Source organism: Methylobacterium longum (assembly GCF_022179385.1).
In the GTDB taxonomy this organism is placed as follows: Bacteria; Pseudomonadota; Alphaproteobacteria; order Rhizobiales; family Beijerinckiaceae; genus Methylobacterium; species Methylobacterium longum.
This window is the reverse complement of the sequence record NZ_BPQS01000001.1, coordinates 101817-124237: the sequence shown is the minus strand read 5'-3', so window position 1 is coordinate 124237 and position 22421 is coordinate 101817. Positions and strand designations below refer to the sequence as shown.

At 71.5% G+C, this 22421-nt stretch carries 20 protein-coding genes; 4 read left to right on the top strand and 16 right to left on the bottom strand.

Annotated features, from left to right (window positions below; genetic code table 11):
- Nucleotides 1-29: 29 nt before the first annotated feature.
- The 5 genes from metF to MFF58_RS00545 form a co-directional block, all read right to left on the bottom strand.
- On the bottom strand, nucleotides 30-950 hold the full coding sequence (gene metF / locus MFF58_RS00565; RefSeq protein WP_238284621.1) for a methylenetetrahydrofolate reductase [NAD(P)H]: 921 nt from the start codon (nucleotides 948-950) through the stop codon (nucleotides 30-32).
- A gap of 57 nt (nucleotides 951-1007) precedes the next feature.
- Nucleotides 1008-2063, bottom strand: a complete 1056-nt coding sequence (locus tag MFF58_RS00560) for an ArsR/SmtB family transcription factor (protein ID WP_238284620.1) — start codon at nucleotides 2061-2063, stop codon at nucleotides 1008-1010.
- Nucleotides 2064-2289: 226 nt separating this feature from the next.
- Entirely contained in the window at nucleotides 2290-3186 is an 897-nt protein-coding gene (locus MFF58_RS00555) for a bestrophin family protein (RefSeq protein WP_238284619.1), read from the bottom strand.
- A 132-nt stretch (nucleotides 3187-3318) separates the two neighbouring features.
- Nucleotides 3319-4245: an ROK family protein gene (locus MFF58_RS00550; protein ID WP_238284618.1), complete on the bottom strand. Its 927-nt coding sequence runs from the start codon at nucleotides 4243-4245 to the stop codon at nucleotides 3319-3321.
- Nucleotides 4245-5618 (bottom strand): dicarboxylate/amino acid:cation symporter, encoded by a 1374-nt coding sequence (locus MFF58_RS00545; protein ID WP_238284617.1) that lies wholly within the window; start codon nucleotides 5616-5618, stop codon nucleotides 4245-4247. Before MFF58_RS00545 ends, MFF58_RS00550 begins: the two co-directional genes overlap by 1 nt.
- 234 nt (nucleotides 5619-5852) lie before the next feature.
- Here MFF58_RS00545 and MFF58_RS00540 point away from each other — a divergent pair, with 234 nt between their 5' ends.
- The gene (locus MFF58_RS00540) at nucleotides 5853-6281 is read left to right on the top strand and encodes a L,D-transpeptidase (RefSeq protein ID WP_238284616.1); all 429 of its coding nucleotides are present in this window, start codon (nucleotides 5853-5855) and stop codon (nucleotides 6279-6281) included.
- A gap of 118 nt (nucleotides 6282-6399) precedes the next feature.
- Here the strand turns inward: MFF58_RS00540 and MFF58_RS00535 are convergent, their stop codons facing one another.
- The 3 genes from MFF58_RS00535 to MFF58_RS00525 form a co-directional block, all read right to left on the bottom strand.
- Nucleotides 6400-7386 (bottom strand): CYTH domain-containing protein, encoded by a 987-nt coding sequence (locus tag MFF58_RS00535; protein ID WP_238284615.1) that lies wholly within the window; start codon nucleotides 7384-7386, stop codon nucleotides 6400-6402.
- 318 nt (nucleotides 7387-7704) lie between these two features.
- Complete coding sequence (gene msrB, locus MFF58_RS00530; protein ID WP_238284614.1) at nucleotides 7705-8115, bottom strand: peptide-methionine (R)-S-oxide reductase MsrB; 411 nt, start codon at nucleotides 8113-8115, stop codon at nucleotides 7705-7707.
- 108 nt (nucleotides 8116-8223) lie between these two features.
- Nucleotides 8224-9408 carry a YihY/virulence factor BrkB family protein gene (locus MFF58_RS00525; protein WP_238284613.1) on the bottom strand — a complete coding sequence of 395 codons (1185 nt, stop codon included), beginning with the start codon at nucleotides 9406-9408 and terminating at the stop codon, nucleotides 8224-8226.
- 117 nt (nucleotides 9409-9525) lie between these two features.
- On the opposite strand from MFF58_RS00525, the gene MFF58_RS00520 reads away from it, so the two are divergent.
- The 3 genes from MFF58_RS00520 to MFF58_RS00510 all read left to right on the top strand — a co-directional run bounded on the left by MFF58_RS00520 (nucleotide 9526) and on the right by MFF58_RS00510 (nucleotide 11585).
- Nucleotides 9526-10599: an apurinic/apyrimidinic endonuclease family protein gene (locus MFF58_RS00520; RefSeq protein ID WP_238284612.1), complete on the top strand. Its 1074-nt coding sequence runs from the start codon at nucleotides 9526-9528 to the stop codon at nucleotides 10597-10599.
- 46 nt (nucleotides 10600-10645) lie between these two features.
- On the top strand, nucleotides 10646-11197 hold the full coding sequence (locus MFF58_RS00515) for an RBBP9/YdeN family alpha/beta hydrolase (RefSeq protein ID WP_238284611.1): 552 nt from the start codon (nucleotides 10646-10648) through the stop codon (nucleotides 11195-11197).
- A 160-nt stretch (nucleotides 11198-11357) separates the two neighbouring features.
- Nucleotides 11358-11585, top strand: coding sequence for a hypothetical protein (locus MFF58_RS00510; protein WP_238284610.1), 228 nt, complete (start codon nucleotides 11358-11360; stop codon nucleotides 11583-11585).
- Between the two features lie 18 nt (nucleotides 11586-11603).
- On the opposite strand, the gene MFF58_RS00505 is transcribed toward MFF58_RS00510, so the two are convergent.
- From MFF58_RS00505 to MFF58_RS00470, 8 genes are all read right to left on the bottom strand, one after another.
- Complete coding sequence (locus MFF58_RS00505) at nucleotides 11604-12632, bottom strand: YcjF family protein (protein WP_238284609.1); 1029 nt, start codon at nucleotides 12630-12632, stop codon at nucleotides 11604-11606.
- Between the two features lie 31 nt (nucleotides 12633-12663).
- Nucleotides 12664-14109: a YcjX family GTP-binding protein gene (locus MFF58_RS00500; RefSeq protein ID WP_238284608.1), complete on the bottom strand. Its 1446-nt coding sequence runs from the start codon at nucleotides 14107-14109 to the stop codon at nucleotides 12664-12666.
- Between the two features lie 72 nt (nucleotides 14110-14181).
- Nucleotides 14182-15342, bottom strand: a complete 1161-nt coding sequence (locus MFF58_RS00495) for a serine/threonine-protein kinase (protein ID WP_238284607.1) — start codon at nucleotides 15340-15342, stop codon at nucleotides 14182-14184.
- 76 nt (nucleotides 15343-15418) lie between these two features.
- Nucleotides 15419-16207 (bottom strand): histidinol-phosphatase, encoded by a 789-nt coding sequence (gene hisN, locus MFF58_RS00490; RefSeq protein ID WP_238284606.1) that lies wholly within the window; start codon nucleotides 16205-16207, stop codon nucleotides 15419-15421.
- A gap of 93 nt (nucleotides 16208-16300) precedes the next feature.
- Nucleotides 16301-18346 carry an AI-2E family transporter gene (locus MFF58_RS00485; protein WP_238284605.1) on the bottom strand — a complete coding sequence of 682 codons (2046 nt, stop codon included), beginning with the start codon at nucleotides 18344-18346 and terminating at the stop codon, nucleotides 16301-16303.
- A gap of 114 nt (nucleotides 18347-18460) precedes the next feature.
- Nucleotides 18461-19915 carry an MmgE/PrpD family protein gene (locus tag MFF58_RS00480; RefSeq protein ID WP_238284604.1) on the bottom strand — a complete coding sequence of 485 codons (1455 nt, stop codon included), beginning with the start codon at nucleotides 19913-19915 and terminating at the stop codon, nucleotides 18461-18463.
- A gap of 111 nt (nucleotides 19916-20026) precedes the next feature.
- Complete coding sequence (gene pncB, locus MFF58_RS00475) at nucleotides 20027-21319, bottom strand: nicotinate phosphoribosyltransferase (RefSeq protein WP_238284603.1); 1293 nt, start codon at nucleotides 21317-21319, stop codon at nucleotides 20027-20029.
- Nucleotides 21320-21444: 125 nt separating this feature from the next.
- Nucleotides 21445-21948 carry a pyridoxamine 5'-phosphate oxidase family protein gene (locus MFF58_RS00470; protein ID WP_238284602.1) on the bottom strand — a complete coding sequence of 168 codons (504 nt, stop codon included), beginning with the start codon at nucleotides 21946-21948 and terminating at the stop codon, nucleotides 21445-21447.
- Nucleotides 21949-22421 lie beyond the last annotated feature (473 nt).

The window sequence follows — 22421 nt, the reverse complement described above, 5'->3', positions numbered from 1 at the left end:
CTCGTGGCCGAACCGGGCGCAACTGAAATCTAAGCCGCCGCCTTGGCGGCCGCCAGCTTCGGCGCCTGGGCGCGCAGGCCGAGCAGGTGGCAGATCGCGTAGACCAGATCCGAGCGGTTCATCGAGTAGAAGTGGAAGTCGTTGACGCCCTCGTCCACGAGGTCGAGCACCTGCTCGGCCGCCACCGCGCCGGCGACGAGGCGGCGGGTCTCGACGTCGTCCTCCAGCCCCTCGAACCGGGCGGCCAGCCAGTAGGGTACCGAGGCCCCGGTGCGGCGGGCGAAGTTCGCCGCCTGCTTGAAGTTCTGCACCGGCAGGATGCCCGGGATGATCGGAATGGTGATCCCGGCGGCGCGGACCTTCTCCAGGTAGCGCAGGTAGATCTCGTTCTCGAAGAAGAACTGCGTGATCGCCTGGTCGGCGCCGGCATCGACCTTGGCCTTCAGGGCGTCGATGTCGGCGTCGAGCGAGGACGCCTCGGGATGCTTCTCGGGATAGGCGGAGACCGAGACCTTGAACGCGCCGATCCGCTTGATCCCCTCGACCAGCTCGGCGGTCGAGGCGTAGCCCTCCGGGTGCGGCCGGTAGGCATGGCCCACGCCCTCGGCCGGGTCGCCGCGGAGCGCCACGATGTGGCGCACGCCCGCGTCCCAGTAGGACTGGACCACCGCGTCGATCTCCTCGCGGGAGGCGTCCACGCAGGTGAGGTGGGCGGCCGGCTTGAGGCCGGTCTCGCGGACCATCCGGGCCACCGTGTTGTGGGTGCGCTCCCGGGTCGAACCGCCGGCCCCGTAGGTCACCGAGACGAAGCTCGGCTGCAGCGGCGCCAGGCGCTCGATGGAGTTCCAGAGGATCTTCTCCATCTCGTCGGTCTTCGGCGGGAAGAACTCGATCGAGACGCGGATCGGGTGGTAGCCGTCGCGGCTGGCGCGGTGGGTGGAGCGGCGCATCGGGGTCTCGTCCTCTATGTCGGTCGGTTCAGACGAAGTCTGCGGAAATTGTGTGGCTCAGGCGACGGCGCGCCGAGGCTGTTCTGCGTCGATGCCGGCCAACGCGTCCTGAGCCAGCCCGTTTCGGGCACGTTCATCCTGTGCGAGGTCATCCTGGGCCAGCCACAGCGTCACGGTGAGCTGGCCCGATTCGCGCGGCGTCAGATCCCGGGTCGTGACCGTGGCCAGTCCGGCCTCGGCGAGCCAGCCGGAGACCTGATCGGCGGAGAAGCCGAGCCGGCGGTGGGCTTGTCCCGTGCGCAGGAACTCCAACTCGTGCGGCGCGAAGTCCACCACCAGGAGGCGGCCATTCGGCGCCACCAGACGCGCGGCGCCGCGCAGCGCCCGCGCGGGATCGTCCAGATAATGCAGCACCTGATGCACCACCACGAGGTCGAAGCTCCCCCGGGCGAAGGGCGGGGCGTGAATATCGCCCTGCCGCAGGTCGACCCGCGACAGGCCCTGCCGCTCCAGGTTGGCCCGGGCGACGGACAGCATCGCGTGGCTCGAATCCAGGCCGGTGGCGCGGCCGGCGCGCGGCGCGAGCAGGCCGAGCATCCGCCCCGTGCCGGTCCCGAGATCGATCAGGCTGCCGATGGGGCGCGCGCCCAGCGCATCGAGGACCGCAGCCTCCACGGTGGCCTCGGGCACGTGCAGGGAGCGCAACTCGTCCCACTTGGGCGCCAACCGCGCGAAGAAGGTCTGAGCCGTCTCGGCACGCTGCGCCCGGACGGCGTCGAGCCGGGCGCGATCCTCCGACAGCGGCGGCACCGTCCGGTCGAGGCCGGACAGCAGCGGGTCGGCCAGGCCGGCGCGGCCCTCGGACAGCCGGAAGAACGCCCAGGCGCCCTCGCGATGGCGCTCGACGAGCCCGGCCTCCACCAGCAGCTTCAGATGGCGCGAGATCCGCGGCTGCGACTGGCCTAGGATGTCGGTGAGGTCGGAGACCGACAGCTCGCCCTCGACCAGCAGCGCCAGGATCCGCAGGCGCGTCTCCTCGGCGGCCGCGCGCAGGACGCCCAGGGCCTCGGGGAACGGGATCGATCCCAGTACGCGCTCGCGTTCGATAGACATAAAGATATGTTTATGTCCGTTTCGGTGCGGGTGCAAGGGCCATCTTGCAGCCGGCCCGTCCAACCGGCTGCGGCCGAACGGAGCGCCCCCGTCGGGGGCGGGATCCCGCCGCCCGACTGTCGGAGAGCGGATCGCCACAGCGGTGTGGGTGCGGTGCGATCGACGCCGGTATGGCAGCGGTGACCTGCGCGCCGCAGCGCCCATTCCCGGAAGGGGCGGTCGGCCCCTACCGCAGCCAGTAGCCGTCCGGCGCCAGCGCCTCCGGCATCGGCTCGCCCAGCGCGTGATGCACGATCCGGTCGATGGTGCGGACCATGGCGTCGAGGGGCAGGTCGTTCGGCTCGGTGCCGAAGGGCTCTTCCAGTTCGTCCCCGAGGGCGTCGAGACCGAAGAACGTGTAACCGACGAGCGCCACCACGACCGGCGTCCCCCAGCCCAGCGAACCCGTCAGCCCTACCGGCAGAAGCAGGCAGTAGAGCCAGGCGGTGCGGTAGACGAGCAGCGTGTAGGCGAACGGCAGCGGCGTGTTCGCGATGCGCTCGCAGGCGGTGTGGACCCCCGACAGGGCCTCGATGCGGGCTTCCAGGATGCCGAACTGGATGTCGGTGAGACGTCCCGCCCGCACCAGCGCGGCGAGATCCCGGGTCATCGCGGCCAGGATCGAGTCGGTCGGGTTGGGGCCTGTCCGGTCCGATCCGGGTGCCTTCCGGTCCACCGCTGCAGCCTCGTCGAGGCCGCGCAGGCGGGCATGGAGCCCGTGCGCGAATGCCGAGAGCCGCCGGAGCTGCGGGGCGGCCTCCGGCCCCGTCAGCAAGGCCGGCAGGGCGCGGGCGAGATTGCGGACTTCTCCGATCAGGCTGCCCCAGGCCTTCCGGGCCTCCCACCAGCGCTCGTAGCAGGCGTTGTTGCGGAAGCTCAGGAAGATCGACAGGGCGAGGCCGACCACCGTGAAGGGCGTGACGCCGGCCGTCACCGGGAAGGCCTCGGGCCAGCGTGCCTCCGCCCAGACCACCGCGCAGGAGACCGCCACGATCCCGGCGAGCTTGGGCGCCACCCGCGGCAGGATCGAGCCGCGCAGGGTGAACAGCAGGGTCAGCAGGTTGGGCCGGGTGCGGACGATCATCGGGCCATCGAGGCTGGGAAGCCGCCGTCCTGCCCTGCCCCCCGCGCCCCCGCAAGAGACGTCTCCGTGAGTCGGTCCTGCCGCCGGTCGCCCCCGTGCCCGCCGACGACCCGTCGGCGGACGGCAGCCGCGTCAGACAGGCTCGGCTTCCCACAGCCACGCCGCTCCGCGTACGCCCGAGGCGTCCCCGTGTTGGCTCGCGCGCACCGGCGTGTCGAAGGCGTCGGAGAAGACGTGGGGCGCGATCGCGGCGGGCAGGCCGGCGATCAGTTCCGGGATCCGCGACAGGCCGCCGCCGATCACGATGATGTCCGGATCGAGGACGCTGACCACCTGGGCGACCGCCCGCCCGAGCCGGTCGAGATGCGCGGCCAGCGTCGCCTGCGCCTCAGGGCTGCCCGCCCGGGCGGCGGCCACCACAGCTTCGGCCGTAAGGGTTCCGCCGTGGCGCCGTCCGTGGTCGGCCGCGAGGCCGGGACCGGACAGCCAGGTCTCGACGCAGCCCTCGCGGCCGCAATAACAGGCGGGTCCGGGGCGCTCGTCGTCGCGGGGCGCCGGCAGGGGGCCGTGGCCCCACTCGCCCGCGATGCCGTTGCGGCCCGTGAGCACCCGCCCGTCGACGGCGATGCCGGATCCGACGCCGGTGCCCAGGATCACCGCCCAGACCACGTGCGCGCCCGCGCCGGCACCGTCGATCGACTCCGAGACCGCCAGGCAGTTGGCGTCGTTCTCGATCCGCAGCGGCCGCGCGAGGCGCTGCGCGAGATCAGCGCCGAACGGGAGCCCGTTGAGCCAGTCGGAATTGGCATTGCGCACGAGGCCGGTCGCCGGCGACAGGCTGCCCGGCATGCCGATGCCGACGCTGCAATCCGTGCCGGCCGCGGCCTCGAGCTGCAGGACCAGGGCGGCCACCGCCTCGATCGTCGCCCGGTAGTCGCCGCGCGGGGCCGCCATCCGCGCCTCGGCCAGGGTCGCGCCGTCCGGGCTCAGCACGATCCCGGCGATCTTGGTGCCGCCGAGATCGATGCCGAGGCGCGCACGTCCTCTGGGCGTGCCCATCACTCGGCGGCGGCGACCTTGCTGTCGGTTCCCATCGGCTGCGGCGACTCGTCGGAGATGTGGGTGCCGATCGCGAGCGGGTGGGCCATGACCTCGTTGAGCTTGGTCACGTCCAACTCACCCTCCCAGCGGCTGACCACGACGCAGGCGACGCCGTTGCCCACGAGGTTGGTGAGCGCGCGGCACTCGGACATGAACTTGTCGATGCCGAGGACCAGGGTCATGGCGGCCACCGGAACCGGGCTGTTCGGGATCGCCGAGAGCGTCGCGGCCAGGGTGATGAAGCCCGCCCCGGTGACGCCCGAGGCGCCCTTCGAGGTCAGCATCGCCACCAGGATGATGGTCGCGTACTGGCTGATCGACAGGTCCACGCCCACGGCCTGCGCCAGGAACAGCGTGGCCAGCGTCATGTAGATGTTCGTGCCGTCGAGGTTGAACGAGTAGCCCGTGGGCACCACGAGGCCGACCACCGAATCCGAGGCGCCGAGCCGGCGCATCTTGGTCATGAGCTGCGGCAGCACCGTCTCGGAGGACGACGTGCCGACGACGATCAGCAACTCGTCCTTGATGTAGGCGAGGAAGCGCAGGATCGAGAAGCCCGCCACCCGGGCGATCGTCCCGAGCACCACCAGCACGAACAGGATCGCCGTGATGTAGAAGGTGCCGACCAGCCACGCGAGGTCGTAGACCTTCTGGATGCCGTACTCGCCGATCGTGAAGGCCATGGCGCCGAAGGCGCCGACCGGGGCGAGCTTCACGATGATGCCGATGATCCGGAAGAAGATCTGGCCCGCGGTGTCGATCGCGCGGTTCACCGAGGCCGCGCGATCACCGAGATTCGTCACCACGACGCCGGTGAGGATCGAGATCAGCAGCACCTGCAGCAGGTCGCCGGTGGCGAAGGGATCGAGGAAGCTCTTCGGGATGATCGCCAGGATGTGGGCGACGGTGGAATCCGCGGCCGCCTTGCTGGCGTAGCTCGCGACCTTGCTGGCGTCGAGCTTCGACGGATCGGCGTTGAAGCCGGCGCCGGGCTTGATGATCTCGCCGACGAGGACGCCGATCAGCAGCGCCACGGTCGACACCACCTCGAAGTAGACCAGCGCCTTGAGCCCGACGCGCCCGACCTTCTTGAGATCGCCGATCGACGCGATGCCGTGCACGATGGTGCAGAAGATGATCGGCGCGATCATCATCTTGATCAGGCCGATGAAGGCGTCGCCGAGCCACTTCATCGACTTGCCGGTGGCCGGGTCGTACCAGCCGAGCAGGACGCCGAGCGCGATCGCGATCAGGACCTGGATGTAAAGCACCTTGTACCAGGGCTCGCGGGGTACGGCGGCCGGACTCGTCGCGTGGATTGCCTGTGCCATGTCCATCCCGTGCGCCCGCCGCGCACCCTCCCGATTTGCCGGCACGCTAGCGACTATCGCCCGGCGCCTCAACGGCCGCTCGGTAATCTGCCGGGAACCAATCGTGACAAAAGCCTGTCGATTCCCGCCGGAAAGTCTTCTCCCGTCTGACGATTAGGCGCATCCCCAGTAACCGAGCTGTCCTGGCGCGGCGCCGGGATTTATCCTGGGGTTCGAGACGTTTCGGGGGCATCCGTGTCTGTGCGGAATCGGGCTGCGACCGGCGCTCTGTGCGGCTTCCTCGTCGTCGCCCTCGTCGATCCGGCCGCGGCCGGGATCGTCGCGAAGATCGACCAGTCGCGGCAGCGCATGCGGGTGTTCGTCGACGGCCATCCCGCCTTCGACTGGCCGGTTTCGACGGCCCGGCGCGGCTTCGTCACACCCAGCGGCCGCTACCGGGTCGGGCTGATGGCTCCGATGTGGCGCTCGCGCAAGTATCACGGTTCGCCGATGCCGCACGCGATGTTCTTCCGCGGCGGATACGCGATCCACGGCACCTACGCGACCGGCTCCCTCGGGCGCCGGGCGAGCCACGGCTGCATCCGTCTCGCGCCGGGGCACGCGGCCGCCCTGTTCGGCCTCGCCCGCAGCCGCGGCGGAGCGGCGGTCATCATCCGCGACTGACCGGTTTGCGGCCGCCGACACCGGTCCGGGCAGCAGAAGGGCCGCAGCGCCTGTCGCGCCGCGGCCCCGAAAACGACGGCCCCGAAAACCCCGACGCGCCGCGGCGCTCGGCGGGTGGTCAGTTCTGCTGCTGGGTCCGGCGCGGGCGCACGGTCCAGCGCTCGAACACCGAGCCGGCATCCTCGCCCTTGGCGTCCTTGGACTCGGACGCGGGATCCGGCTGCTGGTGGATCGCCGCGCCGAGCGCCTGCGACAGGCTCTCGATCACGTCGTCGATGCGGGCGTCGCTGTGCAGAGGCTCGGCGGCGCCGGCCTGGGCGGACGGGGCCTCGGACTCTGCCGGCACCGCGTGGTGGGCCGGCTCGGGAGCGGGCGCCGGCTCGGGCTCGACAGGGTGTTCGGGGGCCGGCTCGGGCTGCACTGCGGTCGGAGCCTCGACGACGGGTTCCGGCGCGGGCGGCGGCACCGGGACGGCGGGCGGGGGCGGTGCGGCCGGAGCAGCGGGCGGGGCGACGACGCGGCGGAGCGCGCCCTCGTCGGCCTCCTGGGTCCGGGCGGAGCTGCCGTAGCGGCCGAACCCGAAGCGGGGCTCGATCAGGTCGAGCACCGCGTCGAGCGCGGCGTTGCTCAGCGACACCTCCTCGGCAGCCGGCACGCCCTGGATGGCCAGCGCCTGCCGCTCAAAGGCCGGCTCACTGCTGACTTCGCGGCCGAACCAGCCGGGCGCCTGGAAGCCGGCGGCCTCGCCGTCGTTGTCGAAGGTGACGCTGATCAGATCCAGGCTGCCGGGCGTGACGTAGCGATCGAGGGCGATCTCGCGACCGCCGGCGTTCAGGGTGGTGCGGTCGTAGGCCGCCTTGCCGGGGCAGACGTCGAGCAGCGCGTCGCCATGGGCACGCGGCACGTCGGTTCGCTCCTCCACCGGGGTGCCGTCGGCTCCCTTGTTCACGAGCACCAGCTGGCAAACCTGGCCGTCGACGCGCACGTACGAGGCGCGGCCCCCCTGCGGTGCGAAGTGCCCCTCCGTGATGCGGGTGCCCCCGCGCTCCTTCCGGATCAGGCGGACGAGGGACGGGGCGACCAGAAATCGGCGAACGGTGCTCATATACTCAAAAACCCTCCCGCTTGGTCGGCGGCGCGCCGATCCGGCGGACACCCCTCAGGTCTTCCGGCGCGGCGGCACGCATCAAGTGGAACCGGCAGAATCGGCGTATAAGCTGAGCCGCCACGCCGTATTCGCTCGAACCTGACCGCATCCGCCGGCAATCACCGGATGGCGACAACATGAGAGCATACAGCGCTAAGCAAAAAAGCGACGAAATCAAGACGGGAACCGGTCGCTACTCCGGCGGGGACCGAATCTGTCCCCGCAATCCCAGCGTCGCGCCCAGATTTGACAACCCAGATTAAACCGGGCGCCGCCTCACGTTGCCGGCTCGAAGGTCATCGCGGCGCCGTTCATGCAGTAGCGCAGGCCGGTCGGCGCCGGGCCGTCATCGAAGACGTGGCCCAGATGGCCCTTGCAGCGGGCGCAGTGCACCTCGGTGCGGACCATCCAGTGGCTGCGATCCACCGTGGTCTCCACCGCCCCCTCCATCGGCTCGAAGAAGCTCGGCCACCCGGTGCCGGACTCGAACTTCGTCCCCTGCTCGAACAGCGGCTGGCCACAGCCCGCGCAGGTGAACGTGCCGGGACGCTTCTCGGCGAGCAGGCAGCTCGTGCCGGCGCGCTCGGTGCCGTGCTCGCGCAGCACGCGGTACTGCTCCGGCGTGAGGGTGGTGCGCCACTCGGCCTCGCTGCGGGCCTCGGGGCTGGTGGTCGGCGTGTCGGCCATGACGATCTCCCTATTCGCGTCGCTATATAGGGATCGCGCGGGGTGTTCGGCAGGGTGTTCGGCTTGCCCCGAGGCCGGCCCTGCGCCGCCGCGGCACACTGGCCGGGATCAGGCGGCGGCACCCACTGTGTCGGCCATCCGCGCGCGGCGGGCGCCCATCGGGAGGGGCGGGCCCGTGGTGGTGTCGCGACCGGTCTGATGCTCCAGCTCGGCATTGATCTCGCCGCCGAGCAGGACGATCGTCGACGAGATCCAGATCCAGGTCATGAAGCCGATCACCGCGCCGAGCGACCCGTAGGTCTCGTTGTAGGTGCCGAAATTGGCGACGTACCAGGAGAACAGCAGCGAGGCCACGAGCCAGAGGAGGCTGGCCACCACGCTGCCGACCCCGACCCAGCGCCACCGGGCATGCTCCCGGCTCGGGCCGAACCGGTAGAGCACCGACAATCCACCGAGCAGGACGATCAGGATCGCCGGCCAGCGCAGGGCCGCGAGCAGCCACGCGGTCGAGCCCAGCCCCATGAAGTTGAGCATCACCGGCACCACCACGATGGCGTTGAGCGCGATGATGATGAACAGCAGGGCGCCGATCGTGAAGGTCAGGGACCGGAGGTTGAGCCAGAAGAAGTTCCGCTTCTCCTCCTCCTCGTAGACGACGTTCAGCGCGTCGAACATCGCCTTCATCGCGGCGTTGGCGCTCCAGATCGACAGGAGGAGACTGGAGAAGAACGTGATGCTCAGGGAGCCGCTGCCCTTGGCCGCGATGCGCTTGACCTGATCGCCGATCAGCTCGACTGCCCCCGATGGCAGGACCGCGTGCAATTGCGCGAGGTGATCGTTGATGGCGTTCACGTCCGCGAACAGGCCGTAGCACGTCACCAGGGCGGCGATGGCCGGGAACAGCGACAGCAGCGTGTAGAAGGTCACGCCTGCGGCGACCGCCAGGACCCGGTCCTTGTTGAACTCCAGGTAGACCCGCACGGCGATGTCCTTCCAGCCGGACTGGGTCATCTCGGTCGGGCTCTCGGCGGCGCGTCCCCGCTCCGGCTGGGTGGCCGCGGTGAGCTGCGCGGCGCGGCCCGAGATCGAGCGCGCGCCGGCGGCCGCGCCCTTCTGCTGTCCAGGATTCGCCCTGGGCCGGCCGCCCTCCGCCGGCGGTGTCTCGGATGGGCTCGACGGTCCGCGCCGCCCCGGCGCGGCGGCGAGGGCCACCAGCGCGGACCCGAGCATCAGGATCCACAGGATCGAGCCGGTCTCGGACGGTCCGGTCGAACGCGAGGGCGACGGAAGCATGGGTCCGGACGATCCGCCGCGCGGAACTGCCGCGCTCGGGACTCCCAACGTCGTCGTGCAGCGGCCGTTCCGCGGGTTTCGCGGGGACGCCCGGTGCTTCCGCGCGTTGTGCTCCTTATGCGCGATCAGCCACGCCTCGGATTCTGTTGCAAGTTCGTCCTGGACGAGCCGCCCGGCACGCACGCCACCCTCAAGGCGGAGCGGGATGCGACGCTCCACATGAACCTCACCAGCGTGACGATGGCCCACCTCGCCAAGCTGGAGCCGGCCGACCGGCGGGCGAAGCTTTCCGGTCTCGTCGCCCACAACCTCGACGCCCTCGCCCGACAGATCGCCTGGGTCGGGGACCGGCCGCCGATCGAGCGGCTGCTGCGCATGGCGAGCAACGTCCTGCCCGGCTACACCCACCCGATCGCGCAGGAGATCTATGCGGAGCCGGAGATGGCGGCGCTCGTGGAGCGCGGCCTCGCGGAGGCCGGCGCCCTCGCCCGTCGGCTCGGCGTGCGCCTGAGCTTCCATCCCGGCCCGTTCTGCCTGCTGGCTAGCCGGAATCCCGCGGCCATCGCGAACGGCCTCTCGGAACTCGACTACCACGCCGAGATCTTCGACCGCATGGGCTACGGCGGCGGCTGGCACCCGCACGGCGCGCACATCAACATCCATGTCGGCGCAGGCGACCCCGGGGTCGAGGGCTTCCGCGCCACCCTCCCCCGGGCGAGCCGCGTGGCGCGCGACCTCATCACGGTGGAGAACGACGAGAACGTCTTCGGCGTCGAGGCCGTGCTGAAGCTCGCCGACGTGGTTCCGATCGTGCTCGACCTGCACCACCACTGGGTCCAGAGCGGCGGCGCGTACCTCGAGCCGGATCATCCCCTCGTCGGCCGGGTCCGGGAGTCCTGGCGCGGCGTGCGGCCGGTGGCTCACATCAGCGTGTCGCGCGAGGCGGTCTCGGCCGCGTGCGATCCGGACACCCTGCCGGACTACCCGGCGCTGCGCGCGGCCGGCCACGCGGTCCGGGACCTCGCGGCCCATTCCGACATGATGTGGAACCGGGCGGTGAACGACCTCGTGGCCCGACATCTCATCTGGGCGGATTTCGAGATCGAGGCCAAAGCGAAGAACTACGCCTCCATGCAGATCGCCCGCCATATCCTGGACCTGGAGCGGGCGAGCGCGATGGCGGCGGAGTGAACGGCCGGTCTCGACGCGTCCGCCGGACCGCTTTAGGCATCGCGACATGAAGACCGCCGATTGCGACATCCTCATCGTCCCGGGGCTCGGGGGCTCCGAGGAGGACCATTGGCAGGCGCGCTGGGCGAGCCGGCTCACCACGGCCCGGTTGGTGGCGCAGGATCAGTGGCACGCGCCGACGCCCGAGGCGTGGTGCGGGCGCATCGTCGCGGCGGTCTCGGCCGCGACCCGGCCCGTGATCCTGATCGCCCACAGCCTCGGTGTGGTGGCCTGCGTCGAGGCGGCGCCGCGCTTCCCCGCCGGCGTGGTGCGCGGTGCCCTGCTGGTGGCCCTGCCCGACGTCGAGGAGGCACCGGACCTGCCGGCCTCGGTGCGCGCCTTCGCGCCGATGCCGCGGGATCCCCTACCCTTCCCGTCGCTGCTGGTCGCGAGCCGGACCGACCCGCATTGCCGCTACGAGCGGGCGGACGATTTCGCCCATGCCTGGGGGGCGCTCACGGTCGATGCGGGCGAGTCCGGCCACATCAACGTGGCGAGCGGTCATGGCCCGTGGCCCGAGGGGTTGATGCGGCTGGCCGGGTTCCTGAAGGGGCTCTGACGCCGGCCTCGCGGGCGCACCGACATGCGCGCAGGGACGCCGCGCTTCCGCGGGGTTCCGGGGCCTCGGGCCGGGTCGCGTTAACGCCGCGTTTACCACCGCCCCGTTCAGTGGCGGTACGGGCGGGTCCTTCGTCCCGAAGCCGCCCCTGGAGAGCACCGTGACGCGCAAAGAGCTTCTGGAACGACTCGAATCGGTGCAGACCGCCCTCGGCCCCCGGGCCCAGAGCAACTTCAACAGCTCGCTGTTCAACGACGTGACGCTGCTCAAGCGGATCGAGGCCTTCGAGGCCAAGCTGGGCGAGCCCGAGAAGCCGAAGACCGCCGATTACACCGGCAACATGTTCTCCCGCATCGCCAACCGCCGCGCCGCCGCGGGCGGCAAGTAGCCCGCGCGCAGGCCGCTTCTATGTCGGCGCGGACTCCGTCGGACGCAGCAACTCGCCGGCGACGTCGGCGAGCCGCGGCGGCGCCTCGCGCACGAAGGGCAGCGGCCGGCAGACGTTCAGCGCCGCGAGACCGAACCGGGCGGTCATCAGCCCGTTGAGCACGCCCTCGCCGAGCTTGGCCGAGACCCGTGCGGCGATGCCGAGCCCCAGAACCTGCTGCATGACGCTCTCGCCCACCGCCATCCCGCCGGTGACGGTGAGATGCGCGAGCGCCGCGCGCCCGAGCCGCAGGAAGCCAAGGAAACCCGGCCGGCCGCCGTAGATCGCGGCGATCCGGCGCAGCAGCCGCACGGCCGCGAACACCACGAAGGCCACGTCGACGATCGCCCGCGGGCTGAGCGCCGTCACCGCCGAAACCTGCTTGGCCGTCGTCGCGATGGCGTTGCGCGCCTGCCGGTCGAGTCCGGCGAGCAATTCGTGCTCCGCGAGCCCGATCCGGTCGTCGACGTCGAGGATCGCGTCGGCGGCGGCGTCGATCCGGGCGCGGCCCGCCGACAGGGCGTCGCGGTCCGCATAGAAGGTCGAGAGCGCCTGCACCACCGCCTGCGCGCCGGTGTGGTCGCGGGTGGCGAGGGCGTCCAGCGCCGACTGGCGCAGCCGCTCGATCTTGCGCTCGCGCCGCAGGCCGGCAAGTTCCCGCACCACGATCGCCAGCAATGCCAGCGCGGCGAGGCCCAGGAGTGCCAGGGCCACCCAGCCGAGCCAGGGCGCGGCCTGGAACAGGTCGGCGATCATCCGCTCGACCGACAGGCCGACGCCTAACGAAACCAGGCCGCCGACCGCCGACAGGAACAGCGGCCCCCAGGGCGAGCGCCGCCGCGGGGCTACCGGCACGGCCACGCCGTCGGCGGCGTCGACGATCTCGAAGGGTTCCTCCACGATCCGCGCCTGCGGCGGCCGGGCGGCGAGCGGGGTCGTGGTGACGCTCGGCTCCGCGGACGGCTCGGGCGTGATCCGGAAGGCACGGGGTTTCTGGCCGGAGGTCATGCTCGAAGGCTCCGCGGAGTCGCACGCATCGTCATGTCAGACGGTCGCCGATCAGGAACTGCATCGCCCGATCGAGCCGGATCTGCGGCAGGTGGCCGGGGCGCCCGAGCCCGTCGGGCCGGACCAGCGGCGGGCGGAAGCGCGGGAAGCGCAGGGAGCCCGGCTCGACCGCACCCTCCAGCACCGCCTCGGCGCGGGCCGGCAGCTCGCCGGGGAAGATCGCGGCCTCGCTGTTCCCGTCGAAGACCTCGTCACCCACCACCTCGCCGGCCTCGGGGGTCCCGGCGACGGCGCGGAGCGTCTCGGTGCCGTCGTGGACGGTGGTCTCCCGGGTGGCGCGCACGGAGGCCAGCGCCACGGTGCCCACCCGGGCGCCCGCCGCTTCGGTCCGCCGCATGGCCCGCGACACGAGCAGCCGCAGCAGCGCGTCGAGCCGGTCGTGACTCGTCTGATGGAGGTGGTCGGCCTTGGTGGCGGCGAACAGAACCCGGTCGGCCCGCGGCGCGAACAGCCGGGACAGTACCGTGTTGCGGCCGATGTTGAGGCTGAGCAGCACCGCGTCCAGCGCCTCTTCCAACTCGGCCAGGGCGGTCGGCCCGGCATCGACCGCCGAGAGCACGTCCACCAGCACGATCTGCCGGTCCACCCGCTGGAAATGGTCGCGGAAGAACGGCGTCACGACCTTGTACTTGTAGGCCTCGAAGCGCCGCTCCATCAGCCCGGCGAGGCTGTCGGGCGCGATCGTCTCGGTCAGCCCGTCCAGCGGTGCGAAGGTGAGCGCCGGGGATCCGGCGAGGTCGCCCGGCATCAGGAAGCGGCCCGGGGGCGTCGTCGCCACCGATTCCGGGCCGGCGCGCAGGCCCGCCAGATAGGCCTTGAAGGCGTCGCTCGCCCGCTCGGCCGCGACCTCGTCGAGGGGACCGTTCGGATCGAAGCTCTTCAGCGCGTCGAGCCAGGGTGCCGCCACGGCGGCCCGGCCGGGGCGGCGGGTGCCGCCGATCGTGGACCGCGACCACGCCGTGTAGCTGGTCTCGATGAGGGCGAGGTCGAGGAGCCATTCGCCGGGGTAATCGACCACGTCGAGCATCAGGGTCGCGGGGCCGGTGCGCCAGCTTCCGGCGCGCTCGTAGGCGATCTCCAGGCGGAACTGGCTGATCCGATCGGTGGAGCGGGGCCAGCGCCGCGCCTCGGTGAGCGTGCTGAAATGCTCCTCGAAGGGAAAGCGCGGCACGTCGTCGTCGGGCTGGGGCACGAGGCGGGCGCGACGCAGCCGGCCCTCCTGAGCGGGCGCGAAGGCCGGCAGGGCATGCGTCTCCACGAGATGATGGATCAGGGCCGTCGTGAAGACGGTCTTGCCGGACCGCGCGAGCCCGGTGACCCCGAGCCGGAGCGTCGGCTGGATCAGGAGATCGTGCGAGGCTTCGGCGAAGGCTTTGACGGCCGAGCCGGCGCGCGCGGCAAGGTCGATCAGGGGCACGGGCGGGCTCGTCGTGAGGGGAATAGGCGGGGCAGAGGTGGCGCGGCCAGGGCCGGACCGCAAGGCTTGCCGCTAGGGTGACGCGCCGTTGGCGGCCGGCGTGAGCGGTCTCAGCCGGGCGATCGCCCCGGCGACGAGGTCCGGTCCGGCCCGGAGTGTGCCGAGTTCCACCGCCGACATCGCCAGCATCACCGTCGCGAGGTTGGCCCGGGGCGTGCCGTCCGGCCCGAACAGGTCGAGGTCGTCGCCTGGCTTCAGGCCGACGCTGCCGCTGATCCGGCCGGCATAGGCCTCGATCCGCACGGGGTCGCCCGTGCAGAGCGGGGCCGGCAGGCGCAGGTCGAGCATCGGCAGACCGGTGGCGATGGCCGGCAGCAGCGCGGATTCGGCCACCATCCGGTCGGCGTTCGGCACACCGCGCTCCGCCCTCCGGTCGAGCAGCGCCGCCGGGTCGGCCGCACCCTGGGGGGCGCGTCCCGCGGATTGCCGCGGCGCTCCGGCCGACAGGGCGATCCCGGCCGCGATGTCGGGTCCGGGCTGGAGCATCGCCACCCGCGGCACGGCACTCGGACGCCGCCCGGAGCGGCCCGCCATCCGGGCGAGTGGCGACCAGGGCTGCACCCGCAGGGCCGCGGCCCGGCCCCGGGGCGCGCCGCCGGGCCGGTGCGCGGCGAGGAAACGGGCTCGCAGGGTTCGCCCGAGACCCCGGGGCGCGAGCGCCGACGAGACGGCGGGCGTCGACACGGTCCGTCCCTGCCGCGCCGGCGCTGACGCGACGCGGCACTCGGCCGGCGCCCAGCGGCGCACGATGGCGAGGGCCGTGCGCCGGCCGTACTCGCGATAGTAGCGCCGCAGCAGGCTCGCCGCCGCGTCGGCGCCGTCATCGAGGCTGGCGAAGGCGGTGTGGCCTTCCCCGTCGGCGCCGATCTCGCCCGGCCAGCGGGCGGACTTGATGCACCAGCCGTTGTTGAGCCGCACGCAGCGGGCCACGTAGGGCGGATCCTCCGCCAGCGAGGCCGTCAGCGCCAGTGCCCGCGGCATCAGCTGCGCGCCCGTCTGGGCATGCCAGTTGGAGACGGAGCGCGTCGCGGGGTCGAAGCGCGGCGGCGCCGGCTCCGGCTCCGCGGAGGCGACGGTCGCGGTCAGAGGCGGCAGGGCGTCGAGCAGGACGTCGGCGCCCGCCTCGGCGCGGGGTACCAGGGCCGTGAACAGGATCAGCGCGTTCAGCAGCACGCGGACACGCCTTCTCTCTGGCTCGGGACAGCAAGATCCCCCCGGACGCACCGGGCTGCGGATGGAGGCCCTGCCCTCACGGATTCAGCACCTTGAGCGCCGCCGCGTGCAGGCGCGGGTCGCCCGCCGCCACGACCCGGCCGCCCCCGGTCGCTGGTCCGCCATCCCACGCCGTCACCCGCCCTCCGGCTCCCTCGACGATCGGGATCAGCGCGACGATGTCGTAGGGCTTCAGCCCGGCCTCGACGACGAGGTCGATCTGGCCGGCCGCCAGCATGCAGTAGGCGTAGCAGTCGGCGCCGTAGCGGGACATCCGCACCTGGCCTTCCAGAGAGCGGAAGCGCTCGGCTTCCTCGCCCGCCGCGAACAGGCGGGGATCCGTGGTGGCCAGGATCGCCTGGGCGAGGTCGGCGCAGCGGCGCGTGAGCAGGGTCCGCTCGCCGGACGGCGCACGGAGCATTGCGCTGCGGCCGTCCCCGGTGAATCGCTCCGCGAGATAGGGCTGGTGCATCATCCCGCGGACCGGCACGCCGTGGCGCGTCAGCCCGATCAGCGTGCCCCAGGTCGGCAGGCCGCCGATGAAGGCCCGGGTGCCGTCGATCGGGTCGAGGACCCAGACGCATTCGGCGTCGGTGCGCTCGGAGCCGAACTCCTCGCCGAGGATGCCGTGGCCCGGAAAGGTCTGGCCGATCATCGCCCGGAGCACCACTTCGGCCGCCCGGTCGGCTTCGGTGACCGGGTCGAAGGGCGCGCCGCCGCGGGCCTTGTCGTCGAGCCCGAACTGGGCGCGGAAGAACGGCAGGATCGCCTTGCCGGACGCGTCCGCGAGGTCGTCCATGAACCGCCCCAGTTCGACGACGCTCATCGGCTCACTTCCCCGTTCACCCGCATCCCGCCCGGTCGCCCGGCGGCGGCGCAACGAAGCCGGGGCACGCGACCTTTCGTCAAGCCCCCGACCTCACGCCTCGGCCGATGCCGGCTGTCGCGGCGTGCCGTCCCGGTGATCCGGCGCCCGATCCGGCCCCGTCCCGTGAGCCGCCTCCCCGTCGACGTGCTCCTGCGCGGCCGCCAGCACCGCCTCGACGGCCTCGCGCAGCGATCCCGCCTGCCCGTCGGCCTCGGCGGTTCGTCCCGGTCCGCCGGCGAGCCGCGCGGCCCCGGCGTCCTGGGCCAGCCAGAGTCCGAGCAGGATCGGAACGCTGGGCATCCGGCCCTTGAGGCGGCGGATCAGCCGGCGCAGGTGCGTCGGCTCGCCATCGAGCGCCAGGGAGATCACGCAGCCCATGCGCGCCGGTCCCGCCTCGAACCGATCGATCCGCGCGGAGGCCGCGTCCGCGAAGGGCACCGTGCGCACGCCGATGCCGCGCTTCTCCAGGATCTGGGCCAGGATGGCGGCCGCGGCCTCGTCCAGGAAGCCGCGGCCGGCGATGCAGAGCACCGCCCCCTGGCGCGTCCAGGCCGCGGGTAGCGCCTCCGGGGCCGGACCCATCGGAAGCGGGCTGCAGGCGCCCTCCTCGCCGTCTCCCGCGGCGCCCGTGACGGCGTCGCTTCGGTCGGAGAGGTCGGCGATCAGCTCGGCCAGCGCCGCGCGCATCGAGCTCTTCTGCTGGGCCGTCAGCACGCCCCGGGCCGCGTCGCGGGCGGCGAGTTCCAGGGCCTTGAGCACCACCTCGTCGTAGTAGGACGAGAGCGAGCACTGCTGCAGGATCAGCTCGGCATGGCCCAGCACCTCCTCGGAATCGCCCGCCAGGATCCGCTGGTAGAAGTTCTGCACGGGCGTGAGCGCCGGCCGGTCGCCGAACAGCACGTCCAGGAATTCCAAGTGGTCGACGTGGCGGCCGAGCACCACGAGGCAGGCGGTGAGCGGCGTCGAGAGCAGCAGGCCGACAGGCCCCCACAGCCACGTCCAGAACAGAGCCGAGACCAGCACCGCGAAGGGCGAGAGCCCGGTGGACTGCCCGTAGAAGATCGGCTCGATCACCTGGCCTGTGAGCGGCTCCAGCACGACGAACAGGATCGCGACGGCGATCATCATGTTCCAGCCGGGATCGACCGCGGCGGCGAGCGCCATCGGCAGGAGCGCCGACAGGACCGCCCCGAGATAGGGCACGAAGCGCATCAGGGCCGAGAAGATCGCCCAGAGCACGGGGTTCGGCACGCCGATGACGTAGAGCCCGATGCCGATCACCACGCCGAAGGCGGCATTGAGGGCGAGCTGCACCACGAAGTAACGGCTGAGCCGCTTGGCCGCGTCGTCGATCGCCACGGTGGTGCGGTGCAGGTCGCTCGATCCCGCCAGCCGGATCATCCGGTCGCGCAGGTCCTCGCGCTGCATCAGCACGAACAGCAGCACCACGAAGACGATGCCGACCGTGGCCAACGGGTGCATCACCGGCGAGAGCACCGTCGAGATCATCTCCAGCGGTCCCGGCTGGGAGGCCGCGACCTCGACCAGGACGGGCTTCGGCCCGGGCTGGGCCTGCTCGGAACTCGGAGGCGGCGGAGCGGCCCGCGGCGCCTCGGCGCTGCCGGCCTCCTTGGCGCCGCCGTGGAGCGCCCGGCCGATGTTGGCGACGTACGCGGTCGCGTGGCCGACGGGGGAGTCGCGCAGCCCTTCGACCTTGCGCTCGATGGTGGTCCGGTAGCGCGGCACGTCGCCCGCGAGGTCGGCCGCCTGGATGCCGATCAGGGTCGCGAGCGCCGCCACGATGCCCACGGTCAGGAGCACGCTGACGCCCACCGCCACGAGCCGCGGCAGCCGGAGGCGCCGCAGGCGGTTCACCAGCGGCGTCAGCACGAAGGACAGGAGCAGCGCGATCGCGATCGGGATGAAGATCTCGCGGCCGAAATAGAGGGCCGCGATGATGGTGGCCCCAACCACCACCGGCGACGCCATCGCGGTCCGCGGGGTCTCGGCCGCGGCGACGCGGGTCGGCCGCGGCGGGATCAGCGGGGTCTCGGTCCGCACTGCCGGTTCGACCCCGACCGGGGTTCTCGTGCCCATACCGTAACCTGCGTCCCGAACGCCACGCGCGGGCAGCCGCCGGGAGCAACGAAAGCCGCGCGGACGGGGAACGGCACAGGGGCCGAAAACGATCCCCCGGGCCCGGCGCGATGCTTATGCCCCCGCGGTGCCGGCCCGCGCCACGTCGCCCGCATCCTTGAGTTCGGGCAGCGACCGGCAGAGCTGCATCACCCGCTTGGCCTGCGCGTCCGGCAGGATCCCGGCGGCGAGGTCGGCGAACTTCGCTTCAAGCTGCGCGTCCGACATCGGCTTCTCGACGCTGCCGATGGCGTGCTCGATGTGCCGGTGGAAGGTCCGCCCGTCGTTCAGCGTCACGGTCATGTCGACCTGCGCGGCGTCGATGCCGGGGGTGATCACCGGCACCACCTTCTGGCGCAGCGCCACCACGCGGGGATCGTTGACCGCCCGGTCGCTGAACTGCTTCTCCCCGCCCGCGCCCTCCACGAAGGCGACCGCCGCCGCGTGGTAGATGCTGAACTTGCCCTCCAGGCCGGTCCGCGGCGCGGTCTTGCCCGTCAGCTCCAGTACCAGGGGGTGAACCTTGAGATCGACGCGCTTGATGTCGTCCGGCTTGACGTGGTCCTCGTCGCGGATCTGCACCGCCGCGTCGATCGTCGGATGCATGACGATCCCGCAGGCGAAGGGCTTGTAGGTGTTGAGCTGCGCCTCGTAGCGTGTGCCGAGGCCCTCGGTGATCTCGGACCAGTCCTGCTTGGTGGAGATCGTGTTGGCCCAGCCGCGCTTGGCCTCGATCATGCCGTCCGACGAGGTGAAGCCCTTCGCCGCCAGGATCGCGGCGAACAGGCCGTTGGATGCGGCCCGGCCGGGATTGAAGCTCTTGTTCATGGAACCGAACGATTCGCGCAGGCCGACCGGCTGCGAGGCGGCGAGCCCCAGGGCGTAGACCATCTGCTGCTCGGTCAGCCCCATCAGCTTGCCCGCGGCGGCCGCCGCCCCGAACACGCCCGCGGTGCCGGTGATGTGCCAGCCCGCATCGTAGTGGTTCGGGTAGACCGCGTTGCCGATCCGGCACTCGGCCTCGATGCCGACGATCAGGGCGTCGAGGAAATCCTTGCCGGAGACGGGCCTCATCGCGGCGTAGGCCAGGATCGCCGAGGCGACCGGGCCGGCCGGGTGGATGATCGTCTTCAGGTGGGTGTCGTCGAAGTCGAAGATGTGGCTCGACACGCCGTTGAGGAACGCGGCATTCATGATGTCGAACCGCTCTGTCCGGCCGAACAGCCCGGCCTGCGGCGGCCCCGAGAACGGCTGCAGCGCCGAGACGGCCACGTCCACGGTCTCGTGGTGCGACCCGCCGATCGCCACGCCCACCCAGTTGAAGAAGCTGCGCACGCCCTCGCGACGGACGGCCTCCGGCAGCGCGTCGTAGGACGAGGCCAGGATCCACTGGGCCAGGATCTTCGTCGCTGGCGGCGGGGGCGCCTTCGCGGCCGGCTTCGCCGCGTCGGCGGCCTGCCCCCCCTGAAGTGCGGGCGCCGTAAGGGCGAGGCCTGCGGCCCCGATGAGCAGGCGACGGTTCATCGACATGGCGGTCTCCCAGGCGGGGCCGCCCGCGGCGGCGCCGATTTGTCGACATGATAATGTATTCGATCGCCGACCGTCAGCCTTCGCGTTTCACCGCGCGGGCTCTGACACCCGTCAGACCATCACGGGCAGCGCCTCCTGCTCGCCCACGGAGAAGACCCGCCGGTAGCGGGCGACCTCGTCGGCCGGTCCCTGCGCCTTGGTGGGATTGTCGGAGAGCTTCACGGTGGGGCGGCCGTTCGCCTCCGTGACCTTGCAGACGATGGAGACCGGATCGAGCTTGCCGTCGGGTAGGAGGCCGCGGAAATCGTTGGTGAGCAGCGTGCCCCATCCGTAGCCGATGCGCATGCGTCCGTGGAACCGGGCGTGGATGCGCTCGATCTCATCGATGTCGAGGCCGTCGGAGAAGATCGCGAGCTTGTCGTGCGGATCGTGGCCACGATCCTGCCAGAAGCGGATCGCCTCCTCGCCCCCGTCGATCGGGTCCTTCGAGTCGATGCGGATGCCGGTCCAGTCGCTCACCCAGTCGGGGGCGTTCGCGAGGAACCCGCTCGTGCCGTAGGTGTCGGGCAGGATCACCAGCAGGTTGCCGCCGTAATCCTCCTGCCAGTCGGCCAGCACGGCGTAGGGGGCGGTGGCGAGGTCCGCGTCGTCCTCGGCGAGGGCCGCGTAGACCATCGGCAATTCGTGGGCGTTCGTGCCCACCGGCTCGACCTCCTGCCGGGCCGCGATCAGGCAGTTCGAGGTACCGAGGAACGCGCCGCCCAGTCCCTCCGCCATGGCCTGCACGCACCAATCCTGCCAGAGGAAGCCGTGGCGCCGGCGCGTGCCGAAATCGGCCACCGACAGGTCCGGCAGCTTCTGGAGGCGCTCGATCTTCTCCCAGACCCGCGTCATGGCCCGGGCGTAGAGCACCTGCAGGTCGAGCTTGCCGAGGCCCCGCAGCACGGCCCGCGCCCGCAGCTCGTTGAGGATGGCCAGCGCCGGGACCTCCCACATCGTGGTCTCGATCCACGACCCGTGGAAGGTCAGCTCGTACTGGCCGTCATGGACGGCGAGTTCGTAATCGGGAAGCCTGAAGTTCTCGAACCAGGCCACGAAGTCGGGCTCGAGGATGCGTCCCTGGCCGCGGAACACGTTGCCGCGCAGCCACGTGACCTCGCCCTTGCTGAGGCGGAGCGTCCGGGCATGATCGAGCTGCTCGCGCAGGTGGGCCGCGTCGACCTCGTCGGCGATCCGGATGCGCCGCGTGCGGTTGGTGATGCCGAAGGTGGTCTGGATGTCGGGGTGCCGGCGCAGGATCGTCTGCGCCATCAGGAGCTTGTAGAAATCGGTGTCGAGCAGCGACCGCACGATCGGGTCGATGCGGAAGCTGTGATCGTAGACCCGCTTCGCCAGATCAAGCATGCTTCTGGGACTCTGCCGCGCACTTTCGTCCCGCAGAGCGCATGGCGAGCCGGCACCCGTCAAGGAGACGGGCGGCCACCTTCCGGAGACCGCCCGCGAAAACGGTGCGTCCTGAAACCCGGGCCTCAGCCCAGATCGACCTTCTTGGTCTCGGTCTTGGGGCTCTCGCCGGTGAGCGAGGCCTTCACGTAGCCGTAGAGGTGCAGCATCGTGCTGTTCGGGCTGTCCCAGTACTCGCCCTTCTCGGGGTGGACGCGGATCAGCGCCACCTCGGGGTCGTTCTTGCCGTTGGGGAACCAGGTCTTCAGGCTCTCATTCCACTTGGCGTCGATGATCGACTGGTCGCGGACGATCTCGGCCTTGCCGGCCACCGAGACGTAGTTCTGGCTCGACGGGTCGGAATAGGCGAGGTTGATCTGGTTGTCCCTGCTGATCTCGGCGGTCTTGGGCGAGTGCAGCTTGGTGAAGAACCACAGGTCGCCGTTCTCGTCCGCGTCGTTGTTCCACATCGGGCGGCTGTTGAGCGTGCCGTCGGAGTCGACGGTGGTCATCATGGCGATCTTCACGTCCTTGATCAGCTCGAACAGCTTCTTCGCGCCTTCGTGGTCGCGGTGGTTGCCCTGATGCATGAAAGTGGTCTCCTGAGCGTCGTGTCGGTCCCGGCGGGTCTCCCCGGAGGGGGCCTGCCTGAAGGCTGCCCCGACAACGGATCAATCTCCCGTTGGTTCAGCTTGCGTGCGCGGGGACGGAGGTTCGGATGCGGCGGGGTCGGGTGATCGTCCGCGCAGCGGTGGCGCTGATGCTGGGTGCGCTCGGTCCGACCGGTCGGCCGGTGGCGGCCGAGATGCGCTTCGGCCCCGGCATGCGCGTCGGCGGCCACGACGTCTCGCACCGGCGCTACGGCGGCGTCCCTATCGCGCGCGCAGCGCCTGCGCGGCCCGCTCGGTTGCCGCCGCCTGCGCGACGGATCCTACAGGCGCGGCGACGGGACCGGGGTGCGCGGCACCATGGAGGCGGCACCCTCATCGTCCGCCCGCGCTGAGGGGCGATGCGGCAAGTGCGACCGAGGCCGCGATGAAGGCACGACGAAGACCGGGGCGGG

What these genes read in the sequence shown, in the direction of transcription:
- msrB (WP_238284614.1), bottom strand. Translation starts at nt 8,115, where the DNA reads ATGGCCGACACGCCGACCACCAGCCCCGAGGCCCGCAGCGAGGCCGAG.
- MFF58_RS00560 (WP_238284620.1), bottom strand. Translation starts at nt 2,063, where the DNA reads ATGTCTATCGAACGCGAGCGCGTACTGGGATCGATCCCGTTCCCCGAG.
- MFF58_RS00535 (WP_238284615.1), bottom strand. Translation starts at nt 7,386, where the DNA reads ATGAGCACCGTTCGCCGATTTCTGGTCGCCCCGTCCCTCGTCCGCCTG.
- MFF58_RS00545 (WP_238284617.1), bottom strand. Translation starts at nt 5,618, where the DNA reads ATGGCACAGGCAATCCACGCGACGAGTCCGGCCGCCGTACCCCGCGAG.
- MFF58_RS00525 (WP_238284613.1), bottom strand. Translation starts at nt 9,408, where the DNA reads ATGCTTCCGTCGCCCTCGCGTTCGACCGGACCGTCCGAGACCGGCTCG.
- MFF58_RS00470 (WP_238284602.1), bottom strand. Translation starts at nt 21,948, where the DNA reads ATGCATCAGGGCAACCACCGCGACCACGAAGGCGCGAAGAAGCTGTTC.
- MFF58_RS00480 (WP_238284604.1), bottom strand. Translation starts at nt 19,915, where the DNA reads ATGTCGATGAACCGTCGCCTGCTCATCGGGGCCGCAGGCCTCGCCCTT.
- hisN (WP_238284606.1), bottom strand. Translation starts at nt 16,207, where the DNA reads ATGAGCGTCGTCGAACTGGGGCGGTTCATGGACGACCTCGCGGACGCG.
- MFF58_RS00555 (WP_238284619.1), bottom strand. Translation starts at nt 3,186, where the DNA reads ATGATCGTCCGCACCCGGCCCAACCTGCTGACCCTGCTGTTCACCCTG.
- metF (WP_238284621.1), bottom strand. Translation starts at nt 950, where the DNA reads ATGCGCCGCTCCACCCACCGCGCCAGCCGCGACGGCTACCACCCGATC.
- MFF58_RS00485 (WP_238284605.1), bottom strand. Translation starts at nt 18,346, where the DNA reads ATGGGCACGAGAACCCCGGTCGGGGTCGAACCGGCAGTGCGGACCGAG.
- pncB (WP_238284603.1), bottom strand. Translation starts at nt 21,319, where the DNA reads ATGCTTGATCTGGCGAAGCGGGTCTACGATCACAGCTTCCGCATCGAC.
- MFF58_RS00520 (WP_238284612.1), top strand. Translation starts at nt 9,526, where the DNA reads ATGCGCGATCAGCCACGCCTCGGATTCTGTTGCAAGTTCGTCCTGGAC.
- MFF58_RS00505 (WP_238284609.1), bottom strand. Translation starts at nt 12,632, where the DNA reads ATGACCTCCGGCCAGAAACCCCGTGCCTTCCGGATCACGCCCGAGCCG.
- MFF58_RS00515 (WP_238284611.1), top strand. Translation starts at nt 10,646, where the DNA reads ATGAAGACCGCCGATTGCGACATCCTCATCGTCCCGGGGCTCGGGGGC.
- MFF58_RS00550 (WP_238284618.1), bottom strand. Translation starts at nt 4,245, where the DNA reads ATGGGCACGCCCAGAGGACGTGCGCGCCTCGGCATCGATCTCGGCGGC.